This window comes from Desulfobotulus alkaliphilus, assembly GCF_007830435.1.
Lineage (GTDB): Bacteria > Desulfobacterota > Desulfobacteria > Desulfobacterales > ASO4-4 > Desulfobotulus > Desulfobotulus alkaliphilus.
In genome coordinates this window covers 121,505-138,201 of record NZ_VLLC01000009.1, presented here as the reverse complement: position 1 = coordinate 138,201, position 16,697 = coordinate 121,505, and the positions used below count along the sequence as shown (strand labels likewise).

The following is a 16,697-nucleotide window of genomic DNA, read 5'->3' as shown; positions in this document are numbered from 1 at the left end:
AGGGGCTCGCCAATGGCACCGGGTTCCTTGGTGCGGTCAAGGACGGTGATGCGCTCCACCGTGGAGGGCAGGGCAGCAAGGAAGGCCTCGTTCACAAAGGGACGGTAGAGACGGACCTTGATGAGACCCACGCGCTCGCCCTTTTCCACAAGGTATTCAATGGTTTCTTCAATGGTTTCACAGGCAGAACCCATGGCGACAATGACACGGTCTGCTTCGGGATGTCCCACGTAATCAAAGAGATTGTACTGTCTTCCCGTCAGTGCGGACACCTTTTTCATGTAGTCCGTCACGATATGGGGCAGCTCTTCATAGAAGAGGTTGCAGGCTTCACGGCCCTGGAAATAGATATCCGGATTCTGGGCGGTGCCGCGGATTTCGGGGTGCTCTGGATTCATGGCATTGTGTTTGAATTCTGCCACGGCCTCCCTGTTTACGAGCTTTGCCATGTCTTCATAGTTGATGGCTTCTATTTTCTGAACCTCATGGGAGGTGCGGAAGCCGTCAAAGAAGTGGAGGAAGGGGATGCGTCCTTCAATGGCTGCCAGGTGGGCAACCAGCGCCATGTCCATGGCTTCCTGCACGGAGTTGGAGCAGAGCAGGGCAAAGCCGGTCTGGCGGCAGGCCATGACATCCTGATGGTCCCCGAAGATGGAAAGGGCATGGGCGGCCACGGCACGGGCTGTTACATGGAAGACGGTGGGCAGGAGTTCGCCTGCCATTTTGTACATGTTGGGGATCATGAGCAGAAGCCCCTGGGATGCCGTGAAGGTGGAAGTGTATGTTCCTGCGGCAAGGGCTCCGTGTACGGCACCGGCAGCACCGGCTTCGGACTGCATCTGACGTACGGTAACAGCCTGACCAAAGATGTTTTTACGTCCGTCCGCCGCCCAGGCATCGGCAATTTCTCCGATGGGGGAAGAGGGGGTAATGGGATAAATAGCGGCCATGTCACTGAAGGCATAGGCCACATGGGCCGCTGCGGTGTTGCCGTCGATGGTCATCATTTTTTTAGACATTAAAATTCTTCCCTTTGTTTAATGTTTCCCGTTCTGGTTTTTTTGTGTTCCACAGCGTCAGGAAGGGGCCGGAATAACAGGAAAACAAGAATGCCTGTACGAAACTGAAGGCGGGTCTGCGCCCCTGGAATCCGGTCTGGCGGAGGATTGCTCCTTGGCGTCATATGGACCGGATTTTTTGTACAGCACTTATTTTCTTTGTTTTTCCGACTTTGCCTTCCTTCGGATACGCCTGCTGACCGGGGGGCCACCCGGACATGCAGCAGGCGGTACTGTCCATGCTGAAGAGGAGAGGATGAAACAAGCTGAAAACCATTGTGAGAAAATCTTATAATATTACCGTATTTCCCGGTTAAAATTTCTGAAAATTCTTTATGTCATGTTCGTAATCAGGAAACATAGTATGAAGGGGCCGAACTTGTAAAGAATAATTTTATAAAGGCATTTTTTTTAGCATGAGATCTGTAATTATTGGAGTAAACAGGGTTTTTTTTGTGTGTCCGGATGGGGACAGGCGGGGTGCCGACCCCATCAGCCTGTGTTCATGGGCAGGAGTCCTGTATTCTGGGCAATCAGGTAGCGGAAGTCTTCGGGCAGAAGGGGCTTTGAGAACAGATATCCCTGAATCATGTCACAGTTTTTGCACCGCAGGAAGGCAAGCTGTTCTTCGGTTTCCACGCCCTCGGCCACAACCTTGAGTCCGAGGTTGTGGGCCAGAGAAAGGATGGAAAGAACGATGGAGGCATCATCCTGATTGGCGGGGATTTCCTGTATGAAGGATTTATCAATTTTAAGCACCTGTATGGGGAAGCGTTTCAGGTAGCTTAGGGAAGAATATCCCGTACCGAAGTCATCAATGGCAAAACGGATACCCATGCGGTTGAATCTGGAAAGGGTAGCAATGGCGGCTTCGGCATCCTGCATGATGATACTTTCCGTGAGTTCCAGTTCCAGCTGTTCTGGCCGCAGGCCTGTTTTTTTCAGCAGGGCATCAATTTCAGCGGTCAGGCCCTGCTGCTGAAACTGAGATGGGGATATATTGATGGCAATGGAAAGATCATGGAAGCCCCTTTCTTTCCATATCACGGCTTCCTGCATGGCTTTTTCCAGCACCCATGAGCCGATGGGAAGAATGAGGCCGGTTTCTTCGGCAATGGGGATGAAGGTCATGGGAGAAACCGGAGGGCCACTGGCGGGCTGCCAGCGCAGGAGGGCCTCAGCACCGATGATTTTTCCGGAATAAAGATCCACCTTGGGCTGGTACACCAGATGAAATTCATTGTTTTCAAGGGCTTTTCTGAGCTGGCTTTCCATATCCATCCGGTAGATGGCAAAGGCGTTCATTTCCGGAGAAAAGAGGGTAAAGGTGTTTTTTCCTGTCTGCTTGGCCCGGTACATGGCAGTTTCTGCATTTTTAATGAGGATTTCTTCGTTTTTTCCGTCATCGGGAAAAATGGCAATGCCCATGCTGAGGGAGGCATAATACTCCCGTTCTTCCAGATCAAAGGGTTTTTCAAGGGTTTCACGTATTCTGCGGGCAATGGTAATGGCGGCCTGGGAATTCTGAATACGGGGACTTGCAAGGATAAATTTGTCGCCTGCAAAGCGGGCCAGAATTTCATCTTCCTGCAGGATGAAGGTGAGGCGTCTGGCCACCTCTTTGAGGATGCGGTCTCCTGTCAGATGGCCAAGGGAATCGTTCACATTTTTAAAATTATCAATATCCAGAAAGAAAACAGCCAGCTTTTCTTTATGATATTTTGCATGGGAAAGGCTTCTTTCCAGCTGTTCCGTGAGCAGGCGGCGGTTGGCAAGGCCGGTCAGGGCATCATAGAAGGTCTGAAAGTGAAGGGCTTCTTTGCTGGTTTTCAGCTCGCTGATGTCATGGAAAACCGCCATGTAACGGATGATTTTACCTTTTTCATCGGGAATGCCTGTGATGGCCAGCCACTGGGGATAGGTCTCACCGTTTTTTCTGCGGTTCCATATTTCTCCGCTCCACTCTCCCCTTTCCAGAAGGGAGGTCCAGACATTCTTATAAAAACCGGGAGGATGGACATCGGATTTAAGAATTCTCGGGTTCTGCCCCATGACCTCTTCGGGACCATATCCTGTGATGGCTGTGAAGGCGGGATTGATCCTTTCGATTTTCATGTCCGCATCCGTGATGCAGATGCCCTCTATGGTATTTTCAAACACCGTATCCGAAAGGAGCAGCAGGCGTTCATAGGCTTTTTTTTCTGTGATTTCATGGCCGTAAAGATACCATGCATTGCCATCGGAAAGGGGGCTTGCGGTAAAAAGAAAAATCCGGTCTGCCACTTCCGCCTCAACGGAGCCGCATTCCCTTGTCCGCATACATGTCGAGACAATGTTCTGCCAGGGCGCAGGAATGATTTTTCCTATGGAAAGATTTTCTCCCCTGAGCTGTTCCATGGCGGCCCTGTTCATGTAATCCAGGGTAAAATTTTTTCTGATGCGCATGACAGGGTTGGGGTTTTCATCGGGGAACCTTGCAAGGGCCCTGGCCTTTTCTTCGGATTCCCTGCGCTGGGCAATTTCCCTTTGCAGGGTATTTGTTCCCCTTTGAATATAGTCCATGAAGTGATTGAAACAGCGGGCCAGTTCACCGGATTCTTCACCTGCAAGGATGGGAGCACGTATGGAAAAATCGCCTTTTTCTGCTTCCTGCATGGTCCGCACAAGGCTTTCAATGGGCTTAGTGATGGATCTGCCCAGCCACACCGTCAGGGGAATCAGGGCAAGGATACAGATAAAAATGCCTGCGGCAAGGGTCTGGCCAAGGTTTTTCAGGGGCCTGTTGAATTCTTCCATATAGCCTGTGGCAGCCACCACAAGGTCCAGCTCCGGTATATGGGCGGAAAGGACGACCTTTTCCCGTGGAGCTGGTTCACCGGGGTGCTGCCAGGAGTAGTAATGGGTGGTCTGGCGGGTGTTGAGAATTTTCCGGATAATGGGTATTCCTTCACTGTCCAGCCATTCTTCGATATTCTGGGGCTCATAGATGGGGTGGATCAGCAGCTCTCCCTCTGTGTCCAGCAGCATGGCATAGCCGGTTTCTCCGAACTTTAAATCTTCAATGGTTTTTCTGAAATCTTCCACCCGCAAAAGATCCCGGAATTCTTCCCTGTAGGACGACGCAGAAACAATCCAGTCCCAGGGTTCAAAATACCCCATGTGCAGGGCTTTGGGCCTTGTCTCGTTTTCTCCGGGATTTTTCCAGTCGTATTCAATATATCCGTCCTTATTTTTTTTCTGAAACCCAACAAATTCAAAGTGGGACATGTCTTCTCCCACAAGGCTTTCATCCATGTGGTGCTGAAGAATTCCCTCACTGTTCAGTACATAGACATAGCCCGTATGTCCGATGGGCTGATTGTGGAAAAAGGATCTGGCCTGTTTTTTTGCATCTTCAGAAGAAAGTTTTCCCTCCATGACTTCTGTATGCAGGGTATGGAGAAAGTGGGTATTGGTTTCCACCACCGTGCGCAGGTGGTTTCTGATGGAAACATCCGCAGCGGTGCGAACCAGATTGTGGATGGTTCCCGTGGTACTCTGAAAGGTATCCCGTATGTGGTTTTCTATGGTGATGCGCAGAAGGATGTGGGCACCGAGCCCCGCCAGACTGAGGGCAAGGATGAAGAGGGTCAGGTAGCTGACCAGCATACGGTTGCGGATGGGAAGATTCTGAAAGTGGCGGATAAAGGACATGGGCAAGCCTGTCTGGTAAGGGGGTAAAACAGATGGCCGATCACATGGGAAAGACTTGTTTCTCTCATTCATTTTCGGTTTCAAAGAATGGAAGGAATCATAAATTGATGCTTGTGATTTGTCAATTTGGAAGATGATCGTTGTTTATTTTTTAAAAAAAAGAAGCAATTAAAAAAATTATGTTTGTCCGCAGGAACCTGCCCCACCCTTGCACGGAACAGGGGTTTGGTGATAGTCATGGAACTGGTATGTTGTTTCTTCAGACTGCTTCTGTGTCTATGCCGGATAACTCCGCACCCTAAAACAACCTGCCCTTATATTTTTTGCTTCTTTTTTTCTGCTTGAAGACTTTCCAAAGACCCTTATTTTAACTATCAGCATATTACGGCAGGGACAGTAAAACTCAGGGAAATTTATTCCCTTTTTATCGCATGTTCCATAAGGAGGTTGTATCCCGATGCATACAAATGATTCCTGGGTACTCGGTGTGGATGTGGGTTCTGTGACCATCGGCATGGCCCTTGTGGCTAAGGATGGCAGGGTTGGACGCACGGCCTGCCGTTTTCACCACGGCGAAATTGTTGCAGGCCTTGAGGCCCTTTTCAAAGAATTCGGAGAAGATCGGCCCCTTGCCGTTGTGACAACGGGACGGGCGCAGGGGTATTTTGATGCTCAGGGACATTTTGATGAAAGGGTGGCACTCATCGCCGCAGTTCGTCAGCGGCACCCGGAAGCCAGAACGGTTCTGGTGGTGGGCGGTGAGACCTTTGGCCGGGTTCTTTTTGACGGAGAGGGCGAGTATCAGAGTTACAGGGGAAATACCTCCTGTGCTGCGGGTACGGGTAGTTTTCTGGATCAGCAGGCGGGGCGTCTGGGTTTTAGTGGTGCGGCGCAGCTTGCGGAAATGGCCGACTCCCATAAAGGTGAAACGCCTAAAATTGCTTCCAGATGTGCGGTGTTTGCAAAAACGGACCTGATCCATGCCCAGCAGGAGGGCTATTCCCAGGCGGGTATCTGTGATGGCCTTTGTGAAGGGCTTGCCCGCAATGTGGTGGATACGGTGCTTTCAGACGGTGCATGGAAAGGGCCCGTGGTCATGGCTGGGGGCGTTGCGGCCAATGCTGCGGTGAGGCGGCACATGGAGACCCTTGCGGGTGAAAAATTTATCCTTGATCCCATGGCCCATCTTCTGGGAGCCATTGGTGCGGCCCTGCATTATCACAGCATCAGGCCCTCCGATGCCCTGCCAGCAGGGGCATGGCCGCCTGCCCTGCATGCCCGCAGGGAAAAGAAAGGGGCCGTCACCCACTATGATCCCCTCACCCTTGAGTTTTCTCCGTGGCCGGAATTCGGCGGGCTGCGTTCCTATATTTTTCATCCGGTACAAAGCAAAGGACCGGACGTGGAAGTGGAACTTTACGAGCTTCCTGAGTCCTTTGGGGAAAAGGCCCATATCATGGGCGTGGATATCGGGTCCACAAGTACCAAGGCTGTGCTGATCACAGGGGAAGGGGAGGTTTCCGCCGGTTTTTATACCAGAACACAAGGCAGACCTGTGGCGGCCATATGTGCCATTCTGGAAGCCCTCGACGGTCTTCGCAGCGAATCCGGTGTTTCCCTTCCTGTTACGGCCTGTGCCACCACGGGGTCGGGAAGAAAATTTGTGGGGGGGATTCTTGGGGCCGATCTGATTCTTGATGAGATCACAGCCCATGCAAAGGCCGCATGCAGCCTGAATCCTTCGGTGGATACCATCATTGAAATCGGTGGTCAGGATGCCAAGTTCACCACCCTGAAGGATGGTCGGGTCACCAGTTCCATCATGAACAATGTCTGTGCCGCAGGAACCGGGAGTTTCATTGAGGAGCAGGCCCAGAAACTGGGGGTTTCCATCCGGGATTACGCCCGTCTGACAGAGGGTGTGGCAGCGCCCCTTTCCAGTGACCGGTGCACGGTATTCATGGAAAGGGATCTCAACCACTATCTGGCGGAAGGTTTTTCCGTGGAAGAGGTGCTGGCCAGTGCCCTGCATTCGGTGAGGGAAAATTATCTCCTCAAGGTGGCTACGGAAAGCCGTATTGGTGAGGTGGTTTTTTTTCAGGGAGCCACAGCCAGAAACCGTTCTCTGGTTGCAGCCTTTGAGCAGCGTCTGAAAAAGCCCATTTTTGTGTCCCCCTACTGTCATCTTACGGGAGCCCTTGGTGCGGCCCTTTCCCTGGGTGAGGCGCTGCCTGAGGTCTCGGCCTTCAGGGGGGTGGAAATTTATAAAAATCCCATTCCCATAGAAACGGAAGTCTGCACCCTGTGCACCAACCATTGCAAGCTCACCGTTGCACAGGTGGCCGGAGCGAAGGTTGCCTATGGTTTTCTCTGTGGCAGGGATTATGAAACAGAAAACTATGTAAACAGCAACCGCACTGGTTTTTCCCTTAAAAAGGTCCGGCAGAAAGTGCTTCGCTTTACGCCTTCCGTCACGGCAGAAGATGAGGTGTCCATAGGCCTTCCTGCGGCCCTGCATCTTTATGAAGATCAGGGATTCTGGAAGGTCTTTTTTGATCGTCTCGGTTTTCCCGTCAAAAGCAGCGAGGACTATACAGAGGGGGTTCGCAGCGGCAAGGTGCTGGCCGGTGCGGAATTCTGTGCCCCCATGAGTGCCATGCATGGTCATGTGGCATGGCTGCTGGAAAAAACGGACTATGTCTTTCTTCCCTTTTATTTTGAGGAACGCAGGTCCGATAAGGCCATGCGCCGCCAGTACTGTTACTATACCCAGTTTGCACCTTCGCTGGCTTCCCTCATGGACCCTGAGCGGGTGCTGCGTCCCACGGTGCGTTATCTGTATCCGGATTTCCATACCAAGATGGAGCTTTACCGCATGCTGCGCCGTATCAGCCGGAGGGACATCGGTTTTCTTGAGGTATCAAGGGCCTGGGATGCGGCCACCCGCCATAAGGAGGAATGCAGAAAAGGTCTCCATGAAATCGGAGAAAAAGCAAGGGAGGGGGAGGATATCCGGGTCATGCTTCTGGGCCGGCCCTACAATGTGCTGCCTGCATGGTCCAATAAAGGCATTCCTGAAATTTTTGAATCTCTGGGTGTCCGGCCCTTTTTTCAGGACATGCTGGGGCACAGGGAGAAAAAGGACACGGCCATCCAGTCGCTGCTGGAAACCGTGCACTGGCGTTATGCGGCCCGCATTCTTGCCGCTGTGGAAGAAACAGCCCGGACACCGGGCCTGTATCCTGTCTTTGTGACGGCATTCAAGTGCGCTCCGGACAGTTTTATTCTCGATTATGCCAAAGCCATTCTGGAAGCATGGGACAAGCCTTATCTGGTGCTGGAACTGGATGAACATGATTCCAGTGTGGGCTATGAAACCCGCATTGAAGCCGCCATCCGTGCCTTCCGCAATCACCATGAAGGCCACAGACCTCCTGCTGCCCTTCCTGTGCTGAAAGGCGTGAATCCGGATATTGCCACAGATATTGAGGGAAAAACGCTGGTGTTGCCCAACTGGGATCCCGTCACCTGCCGTCTTCTGGCAGCCAACCTGAGACGGGAAGGCCTGCGTGTGGTGGTACTGGAAGAGAGTGATGCCGCCATCCGGCGCAGCTTACGTTTCAATACGGGCCAGTGCATCCCCGTGAATGCCATTGCCGAAGAATATGTGGAAGCCATTGACAGGTATGATCTGAATCCGGAAGATACCGTACTCTGGATGATGAACTCGGACATTGCCTGCAATATCAAGCTTTATCCCCATCATATAAAAACCCTGCTGGCCCGTTATGGTGAGAAATACGGCAGGGCAGGGGTGTTTGTGGGGGAGCTTTCCTTTCTGGAGGTTTCCATGCGCACGGCCTTCAATACCTATTTTGCCTGTCTCTTCGGAGGGCTTTTACGTAAACTGGCCTGCAAAATCCGTCCAAGGGAAAAGCTGAAGGGAATGACCGATGCCGTACTTGAAAAGGCACTTACGGTCATGGAATCCGCATTTATGGGAGAAAAGGACAAGGAGGATGCGGCAAGGGAAGTGGCTGCCATGTTTTCATCCATTCCCCAGGAAGAGGGAGAACGGGTGAAGGTGGCGGTGTTCGGGGATCTTTATGTTCGGGATAATGATGTCATGAACCAGAATCTGGTGCGTTTCATTGAATCCCACGGCGGTGAAGTACTGCCCACAGCCTACAGTGACTATGCCCGTATGACTGCGGAGGTTTATTTCAGGAAATGGTTCAATGAAGGTAAGTACCGTAACCTTATTTCCTACAAGCCCTTGCTGGCAACCCTTTCCCGTCTGGAATGGCGGTATTACCGCCATTTTGAGTCTCTCATCGGTGAACCCCGGCCGGAATATGATATGCCGCCGGAGGAAATTCTCAAGGAGTACGGCGTGTCCATTGAGAATACCGGGGAATCCCTGGACAACCTGCTCAAGGTCTTTTATCTTCACAGGCACCATCCGGATCTGGGTCTTTTTGTGCAGGCGAGTCCGGCTTTCTGCTGCGCTTCCCTTGTGACCGAGGCCATGGCCGGAAAGATAGAAGAAAAAACCGGTGTTCCTGTGGTATCCATTACCTATGATGGTACAGGCGGTTTCAGGAATCAGGATCTGGTTCCCTATCTGACCTTTCCCAGAAAAGCGGTGATGGGTAAAAAAATATTGAAAAAGGCCCTGTAGCCGGGGCTTTAAGGTGGTCCCTGAGGCACCATGGCTGTTTGCAAGTGACGTTGCAATCGTTTCGGATCAGAGCTTCGCAGGCCTGTGCGTAAAGAATCGGCAACTGTCTGAAGTCGGCACAAAAGGCAGCAAACCAAACTCCCTATGGTAATATAAAAAGTTTAACCTGCCTGTGCCGACAAGTTTTGCCGATTCAGCACAGGGCAAGAAGCTCCCGAATAAGATTGCGTCACGGGCAAACAGACTTGCTGCCTCTGTACTCGCCTGCCATATCAAGATCTTCAGTCTGATCATTGTCTGATAACAACCGGGCCAGCAAACAGTGGTCTGAGCTAAGGGAGAATCAGAGAATATTTTGTGGGTGCTGCCCCGGAAAACCCGCATACAATCCCCAGACTGGCCGGGGTCAGCGCAGGAGGCGCATTTCACCGTGGAGGAAAGGGTTGAGATTTCAGGGGATATCGCCGCCTACCTTGAGGCGCTGAAACGCTATGGCCCCATCAAAGACAGGGTGGTGACGCACAGAAAGATTCCCGGCACAAAGGCATCCTTCACTCCCCTGTATCCCCCCCTTGCCCCCCCTCTCCGTCGTATGCTGGATAAAATGGGAATCAGGGACCTCTACTCCCATCAGGCGGAAGCCATCACCCGGATTCGTCAGAAAAAACATACGGTGGTGGCAACGCCTACGGCCAGTGGTAAAAGCCTTACCTATAATATTCCAGTACTTGAACGCTTCCTTGCCAACCCTAATGCAAAGGCCCTTTATCTTTTTCCCTTAAAAGCCCTGGCAAGGGATCAGAAAGAATCTTTAGAGGCCATGGCCCTGAACATGGGGGTGCTTTCTCCACCCGCAGTGGCCGTTTACGACGGGGATACTTCCTCCTACGAACGCAGTAAAATCCGCAGAAATCCACCCGCCGTTGTGATTACTAATCCGGAAATGCTGCATCTGGCCCTTCTGCCCTTCCATGAAAAATGGGCTGCTTTTTTTTCAGGCCTTGAAACCGTTGTCATTGATGAGGTGCATACCCTGCGGGGGGTGATGGGCTCCCACATGGCCTGGGTTTTCCGGAGACTTCTGCGCATCTGCCGTCATTACGGGGCCAGCCCCACCTTTATTTTCTGTTCTGCCACCATAGACAGCCCGGAAGACCTGGCCGCAAGGCTGACGGGGCTGTCCGTGGGGGCCGTTCTGGGGTCCGGTGCTGCTGCACCCGACAAGCATTTTCTTATGCTGGACGGCATGGATGCGGGCAGCCGTATGGTTCTGGATCTCATCCATGCGGCTCTGCACAGGGGGTTTCGTACCCTGGTTTACTGCCAGAGCCGGAAAATGACGGAGCTGGTGGCACTCTGGGCCAACGGGCTTTCAGGAACATTCAGGGGAAAAATTGCCGCCTACCGGGCAGGCTTTCTTCCGGAAGACAGACGGGATATTGAAAAAAAGATGGGCTCCGGAGAGCTTTTGGCCGTTGTGTCCACATCCGCCCTTGAAATGGGTATTGATATCGGAGATCTGGATCTCTGCATCCTTGTGGGCTATCCCGGTACGGTCATGGCCACATGGCAGCGGGCGGGAAGGGTGGGCCGCAGGGACAGGGAAGCGGCGATTCTGCTCATTGGCGGTGAAGATGCCTTAGACCGTTTCATGCTGGGTCATCCGGATATCTTTTTTTCCATGCCGCCGGAAAAGGCCATTGTGCATCCGGCCAATCCGGTGATTGCCGGACGCCACCTTTCCTGTGCTGCCGCAGAACTGCCCCTGAACCGGGACGATCCTCTGCTGCTTGAGTTTGCAGGCCTCATGGACCGTATCCTGAGGGAGGGCTTTGTTCTGGAAGAAGCCTGCGGGAGACGTCTGCTTTCTCCCTTAAAATATCCCCACAGGGGGGTGAATCTGCGGGGCGGGGGCCAGCCTTTAGACATTGTGGATCTGGCAGGTGGCCACACCATTGGTGGCAGCGATGCTTTCCGGGCCATGCGGGAAGCCCATCCCGGTGCCGTCTATATTCACAATGGAGAACATTACCTTGTGGAGACACTGGATCTGGACAGGGCAAGGGTGGGGGTGCGCAGGGAAAGGGTGCATTATTTTACCCGTTCCAGAGGATTCAAGGAAACCCGGATACTGGAAATCTTTGAGACAAGAAGGGTGCTGGGAACAAGGGTGGGACTGTGCCGCCTTGAGGTGACGGATCAGATCACAGGCTTTGAAAAACGCCATATCAAGGGTCAGCGTTTTTTAGGGGTGACGCCTCTGGATCTGCCGCCCCAGCTTTTTGAAACCGAAGGCATCTGGATTGAAATACCCGAAAGGGTGGAGCAGGAGCTTATCGAAAGGCAGATGCATTTCATGGGCGGTATCCATGCCTTGGAACATGCGGCCATCGGTATGCTGCCTCTTGTGGTTATGTGTGACCGCAATGATCTTGGCGGCATTTCCCAGCCTTTCCATCCCCAGGTTCAGAGGGGCTGTGTCTTTATCTATGACGGGGTGGCAGGGGGTATCGGGCTTTGCAGGGAGGCCTTTTTAAAGGCGGAAAATCTCCTTGAACGCACACGGACTCTGGTGAAAAACTGTTTATGTGAAAGCGGATGCCCAGCCTGTGTCCATTCTCCCAAATGCGGTTCCGGCAACCGGCCCATTGATAAGGCTGCGGCGGCTTTGCTTCTGGAGCTTCTGCTCTCACCTTCAAAGGAAGCTTTGCCCGATCTGCCGGAGCTGACCCTGATGCCGGAGGTCCGGGAGCCTTCCGCAGCCTTTGGCAGGCGTTATCTGGTGCTGGACCTTGAAACCCGCAGATCCGCCGCAGAAGTGGGCGGCTGGCACAGGGCAGATCGTATGGAGGTCAGTTGTGTGGTGGTCTATGATTCTTTTGTGGATGACTGCATCACCTTTCTGGCCGAGGACATGGATGAGCTGATTCTTCTTCTGAAGGAGGCCGACCTTGTGGTGGGCTTTAATATCCTGCGCTTTGATTACAGGGTGTTGGCCGGATACACGGATTTTGATTTTTCTTCCCTGCCCACCCTCGACCTTCTGGTGAAGGTCCATGAACGCCTTGGCTACAGGCTTTCTCTGGATCATCTGTGCAGGGAAACTCTGGGGGCAGAGAAAAGTGCCGACGGCCTTCTGGCCCTTCAGTGGTGGAAGGAGGGGAGGCTAAAGGAAATTATTGATTATTGCCGTCAGGATGTGCTTTTGACCAGAGACCTTTATCTTTATGGCCTGACAAAGGGGTTTCTGCTCTTCCGTAACAAGGCAGGCCAGGGGGTGCGCCTGCCTGTGGATTTTATGGGCACATAGGATGGGCAGCTCCTCTATAGATTTTTTGCTTTTTTGTTTTTTACCCTTTTTTTTGTATCAAAGGCTTCCTGGGCCGCAATGAGTTCTTCAAGGGACTGCTCCTGGGAAAACATCAGGGTTTCGGCATAGCTTGCCTTGTCCATGAAAAGCTGGGGAACGGGTTTTCCGATGAGTTTTTCAATGGATGCCAGCATTTCCTTTTCTTCTTCACTGCAAAAGGAAATGGCCAGCCCCTTGTTTACCCCTCTGCCCGTACGGCCCACCCGGTGCACGTAGTTTTCCGCCACATCCGGAAGATCGTAATTGATGACCACCTGTACATCCGGAATATCAATACCCCTTGCGGAGACATCCGTTGCGATGAGCATGCGGCAGCGGCCTGTTCTGAAGGACTGCATGGCATCCAGACGTTCCCTCTGGTCTTTATCTCCATGGATAAAAAGGGCGGGGATATCCACCCTGTCCATGGCCTTTGCCACCCTTTCTGCCCGGACCTTTGTGCGGACAAATACGATGATTTTTTCTTCGGGGTGTTCTTTGACATAGCGTTCCAGAAAAAAGCGCTTGTCGTCCATTTCAACAAACATCACATGGTGGGAGACATTTTTGGAAACGGGATCGTCCGGGGAAATCTGTATGCGGATGGCAGAGCTTTTTACCTGTGAAAAGGCAAGTTTCTTGATTTCCGGACTGATGGTGGCAGAAAAGAAAAGGGTCTGGTGCTTATGGGTAAGTTTTTTCTTGATGGCTTCAATGTCGCCGATGAAACCCAGATCCAGCATCCGATCCGCCTCGTCCAGTACCAGGGTACGGATACGTTCCAGATGCAGAAAACCCTGCTTGATCAGGTCAAACATCCGGCCCGGAGTGGCCACCAGAATGTCGATGCCGTCTGTAAGTTTTTTTATCTGAAGATCCTGTTCCACACCACCGTAAAGGGCAAAGGTTTTTACTTTGGTGTGGCTGGAAAGTTTTGCAAAAACATCACCGATCTGGGCGGCCAGCTCCCTTGTGGGAACCAGAACAAGGCAGCTGATGCCATAGCTGCGTTTGCTGGATTTTTTTCTGTGGATGGCGTCAATGAGGGGGATGGCAAAGGCTGCGGTTTTACCGGTTCCGGTCTGGGCAATGGCCAGCACATCCTCACCCTTCTGTATGGAGGGAATGGCCTTGTACTGGATGTCCGTGGGGCGTTTGAATCCAAGGGACTCCAGGTTGGCTTTGATTTCATCGGAGATATAATACTGTTCAAATTTCATGCTTTTTCCTTGGGATGTATAGCAAAATGCCCTTAAGGGGCCGGATACAGAGATGGAAGGGATGCCATTTTCAGGCCATGATGACAAGGTTTTTATGCATATCCAGTGCTGTGCCCTTTAAACGGGAGCATGTGCGGAATAATTACATCTGGTAACTGTTCAGCACGGTTTTCTAAGTATCATACCTGCAAGACAGATGCACAGGCCCCAGGCTATTTACCCGTGACGCAATCTTATTCGGAAGCTTCTTGCCCTGTGCGGAAGCGGCAAAAACTCCCCGCCACAGGCAGGATACGCTTTTTGATTACCATGGCAGGCTTTAAGCACGCTGCCTTTGTGGCGGCTCAGACAGTTTGCCGCTTCTTTCGCACAGGCCTGCAAAGCTTTGATCCGAAACGATTGCAATGTCACTTGCAAATAGCCACGGAGCCTTGCAATAGTACGATGCTGCTGTAATTACAGCATTGGCAGTTTGGAATAAGCTGTGCTGAATAATTACTACATCTGCTTTTTTAAAAGTTTTTCAAAGGCTTCTGCGGCCACTGGGCGGGAAAAAAGATAGCCCTGACCTTCGGTACATCCCATCTCAAGGAGGGCTTTGCGCTGGCTTTCTTCTTCTATTCCTTCCCCTATGGTCTGGAGGGAGAGTTTTTCCGCCAGTTGAAGAACCGTTGCCGCAATGCCCTGACTGTCCAGACGGCATCCGGGACCGCTGACAAAGGCCCGGTCTATTTTCAGGCGGTTGATGTGGAGCTGGTGCAGAACACTTAAGGAGGAATAGCCGGTACCGAAATCATCCATGGCGATGGAAACACCGGCCTGACACACGGCCCCGAGGGTGGGCTTGATGCGCTCTAAGCTGTCTATGGCAACGGATTCCGTGAGCTCAATTTCCACACGGCTAGGCTCAACCCCGCAGTCTTCCATGGCCTGAAAAAGTTTCGGGGCAAAATCCGGTTCCCTGAACTGGGTCTGGGAAACATTGATGGCAATTCTGAAGTCCTGGGATGCAATGGCTGAAAGGCTTTTCAGGAAACGGAAGGCGGTACGCATGACCCATTCTCCTATGGCAACCATGAGGCCCGATTGCTCCGCAAGGGGAATGAAGCGGTCCGGCGGGATGAAGTCTCCGTTGTCGTTGCGCCAGCGGAGCAGGGCTTCTGCTGCGGTAATTCTGCCGGTTTTCAGGTTCACAATGGGCTGGTACATGAGAAAAAGCCTCTCCGATGTGAAGGCCTGACGCAGCTGACTGAGCATCTGCATGCGGTCCCTTGCCGCAGTCACATGCTTAGGGTCATAAAAAACCACCTTTCCCCGGTTGAACCTTTTGGCCTGCTTCAGGGAAACCCCTGCATTTTTAAGGATGGTGGCCGCAGAAAGGCTGTTGTCCGGCAGGGGAATCAGGCTGGATGTTGCCGAAAGCCTCAGGGATTCTTCTCCGATGAGAAAGGGAGGAAGAAAGACCTCCCGGATGCGGTCTGAGTGGACTTCTTTTTCCGGTCCCAGAAGACCAAAAACATCGCTGCTGATGCGGGCAATGAATACTTTTTCTGAAAAATTTTTCTTCAGCCTCTGGCTGACCGCCTGAAGCACCGTATCCCCGAAGTTCTGATCCAGTATGCTGTTGATGTCCGCAAAACCGTCAATGTCCAGCAATGCCAGCATTCCTGATTCCGTATGGCCTTTATCGATTTCCATAAGAAAACGGGCGCGGTTGGGTATACCCAGCAGGGGATCTTCAAAGGCTGTCTGGCGGATTTTCTGGTACAGGCGGGCTTTTTCAAATCCCGTCAGAATGTGCTGGCAGAGAATGTCAATGAGTTGCAGCTGGAGTTTTTCCGTGGGCAGGGTTTTGTCCACAAATACGGCCATGGCCCTTGTCTGTGGATCATGGAGATAGAGACAGAGTCCGTTGGTGAGCTGATGCTGGCGGAGACGTAAGGTTTCTTCTATGCTGTCACGGATGCGCCTGTCATCAATGTGGCTGAGTTTTTTTCCGGTAAAGGCTGCATGGGGTCCTGCTCCTGCCAGAATGACGGGCGTTTCCCCTTCCATGGTACAGACCAGTCCGCTGACGGGTATGGAGAGCATGGCACAGATTTCTGTGATGACATCCTGAGCAAAATGGGTAAGGCCCTGGGCTGGTTCCCACCTTGTGGTGGCATCCAGAATCATGCCCAGACAATGGCGGCTGATTTCCAGCTGCTGAATCTGGTGAAAGGCCCGGATGGCTGAGGTCATGGATGTGAAAAGCCGGGTCCGGGTCAGTTCTGCCTTGGTTTTGTAGTCATTGATGTCATAGCGGAGGATGGTGTCAATTTCAGGGGCGTATCCCGGCTGGCCGGTCCGCAGAATGATTCTCAGGCAGGTGTTTTTCAGCTCTTTTCGTATGGCATGGACAAGGCGCAGGCCCGCATCTTCCGTTTCCATCACCACGTCCAGCAGGATGACGGCAATATCTTTCTCCTGCATAAGGAGGGTTCTGGCCTCTTCCCCGGAATAGGCATGGAAAAATTTCAGGCGGCGGCCTTCTACTTCCATATCCTTTAATGCCAGCAGGGTTACCTGATGAACATCGGGCTCATCGTCTGCAATGAGAACAGACCAGTATGAGAGGGAAGCCTGCTTTTCAGGATCTGATTCATCGAGAAATGTGAGGGGGTCATGATCCGATGGAGAGGCATCTGACATGGCAT

General features: G+C 52.3%; 5 protein-coding genes and 1 pseudogene. 2 read left to right on the top strand and 4 right to left on the bottom strand.

Features of this window, described 5'->3' with window-relative positions:
- Both LZ24_RS07370 and LZ24_RS07365 read right to left on the bottom strand, forming a co-directional pair.
- Nucleotides 1-1,019 (bottom strand): annotated as a pseudogene (locus tag LZ24_RS07370) (pyruvate:ferredoxin (flavodoxin) oxidoreductase); the annotation flags it as partial.
- Between the two features lie 531 nt (nt 1,020-1,550).
- The gene (locus LZ24_RS07365; RefSeq protein ID WP_186442987.1) at nt 1,551-4,751 is read right to left on the bottom strand and encodes an EAL domain-containing protein; all 3,201 of its coding nucleotides are present in this window, start codon (nt 4,749-4,751) and stop codon (nt 1,551-1,553) included.
- 457 nt (nt 4,752-5,208) lie between these two features.
- Between LZ24_RS07365 and LZ24_RS07360 the strand changes: the two genes are divergently transcribed.
- Together LZ24_RS07360 and LZ24_RS07355 are read left to right on the top strand one after the other, a co-directional pair.
- A complete protein-coding gene (locus LZ24_RS07360; RefSeq protein WP_144684093.1) occupies nt 5,209-9,432 on the top strand; it encodes an acyl-CoA dehydratase activase in 4,224 nt (1,407 codons plus the stop codon).
- Between the two features lie 430 nt (nt 9,433-9,862).
- Entirely contained in the window at nt 9,863-12,742 is a 2,880-nt protein-coding gene (locus LZ24_RS07355) for a DEAD/DEAH box helicase (protein ID WP_144684091.1), read from the top strand.
- A gap of 14 nt (nt 12,743-12,756) precedes the next feature.
- Here the strand turns inward: LZ24_RS07355 and LZ24_RS07350 are convergent, their stop codons facing one another.
- Nucleotides 12,757-14,001 carry a DEAD/DEAH box helicase gene (locus LZ24_RS07350; protein ID WP_144684090.1) on the bottom strand — a complete coding sequence of 415 codons (1,245 nt, stop codon included), beginning with the start codon at nt 13,999-14,001 and terminating at the stop codon, nt 12,757-12,759.
- 498 nt (nt 14,002-14,499) lie between these two features.
- Nucleotides 14,500-16,692, bottom strand: a complete 2,193-nt coding sequence (locus tag LZ24_RS07345; protein WP_144684088.1) for a two-component system response regulator — start codon at nt 16,690-16,692, stop codon at nt 14,500-14,502.
- Between the last annotated feature and the right edge of the window lie 5 nt (nt 16,693-16,697).

Bases quoted from the DNA above. Each gene is read 5' to 3' on its own strand.
- LZ24_RS07365 (WP_186442987.1), bottom strand. From the start codon at position 4,751: ATGTCCTTTATCCGCCACTTTCAGAATCTTCCCATCCGCAACCGTATG.
- LZ24_RS07360 (WP_144684093.1), top strand. From the start codon at position 5,209: ATGCATACAAATGATTCCTGGGTACTCGGTGTGGATGTGGGTTCTGTG.
- LZ24_RS07350 (WP_144684090.1), bottom strand. From the start codon at position 14,001: ATGAAATTTGAACAGTATTATATCTCCGATGAAATCAAAGCCAACCTG.
- LZ24_RS07345 (WP_144684088.1), bottom strand. From the start codon at position 16,692: ATGTCAGATGCCTCTCCATCGGATCATGACCCCCTCACATTTCTCGAT.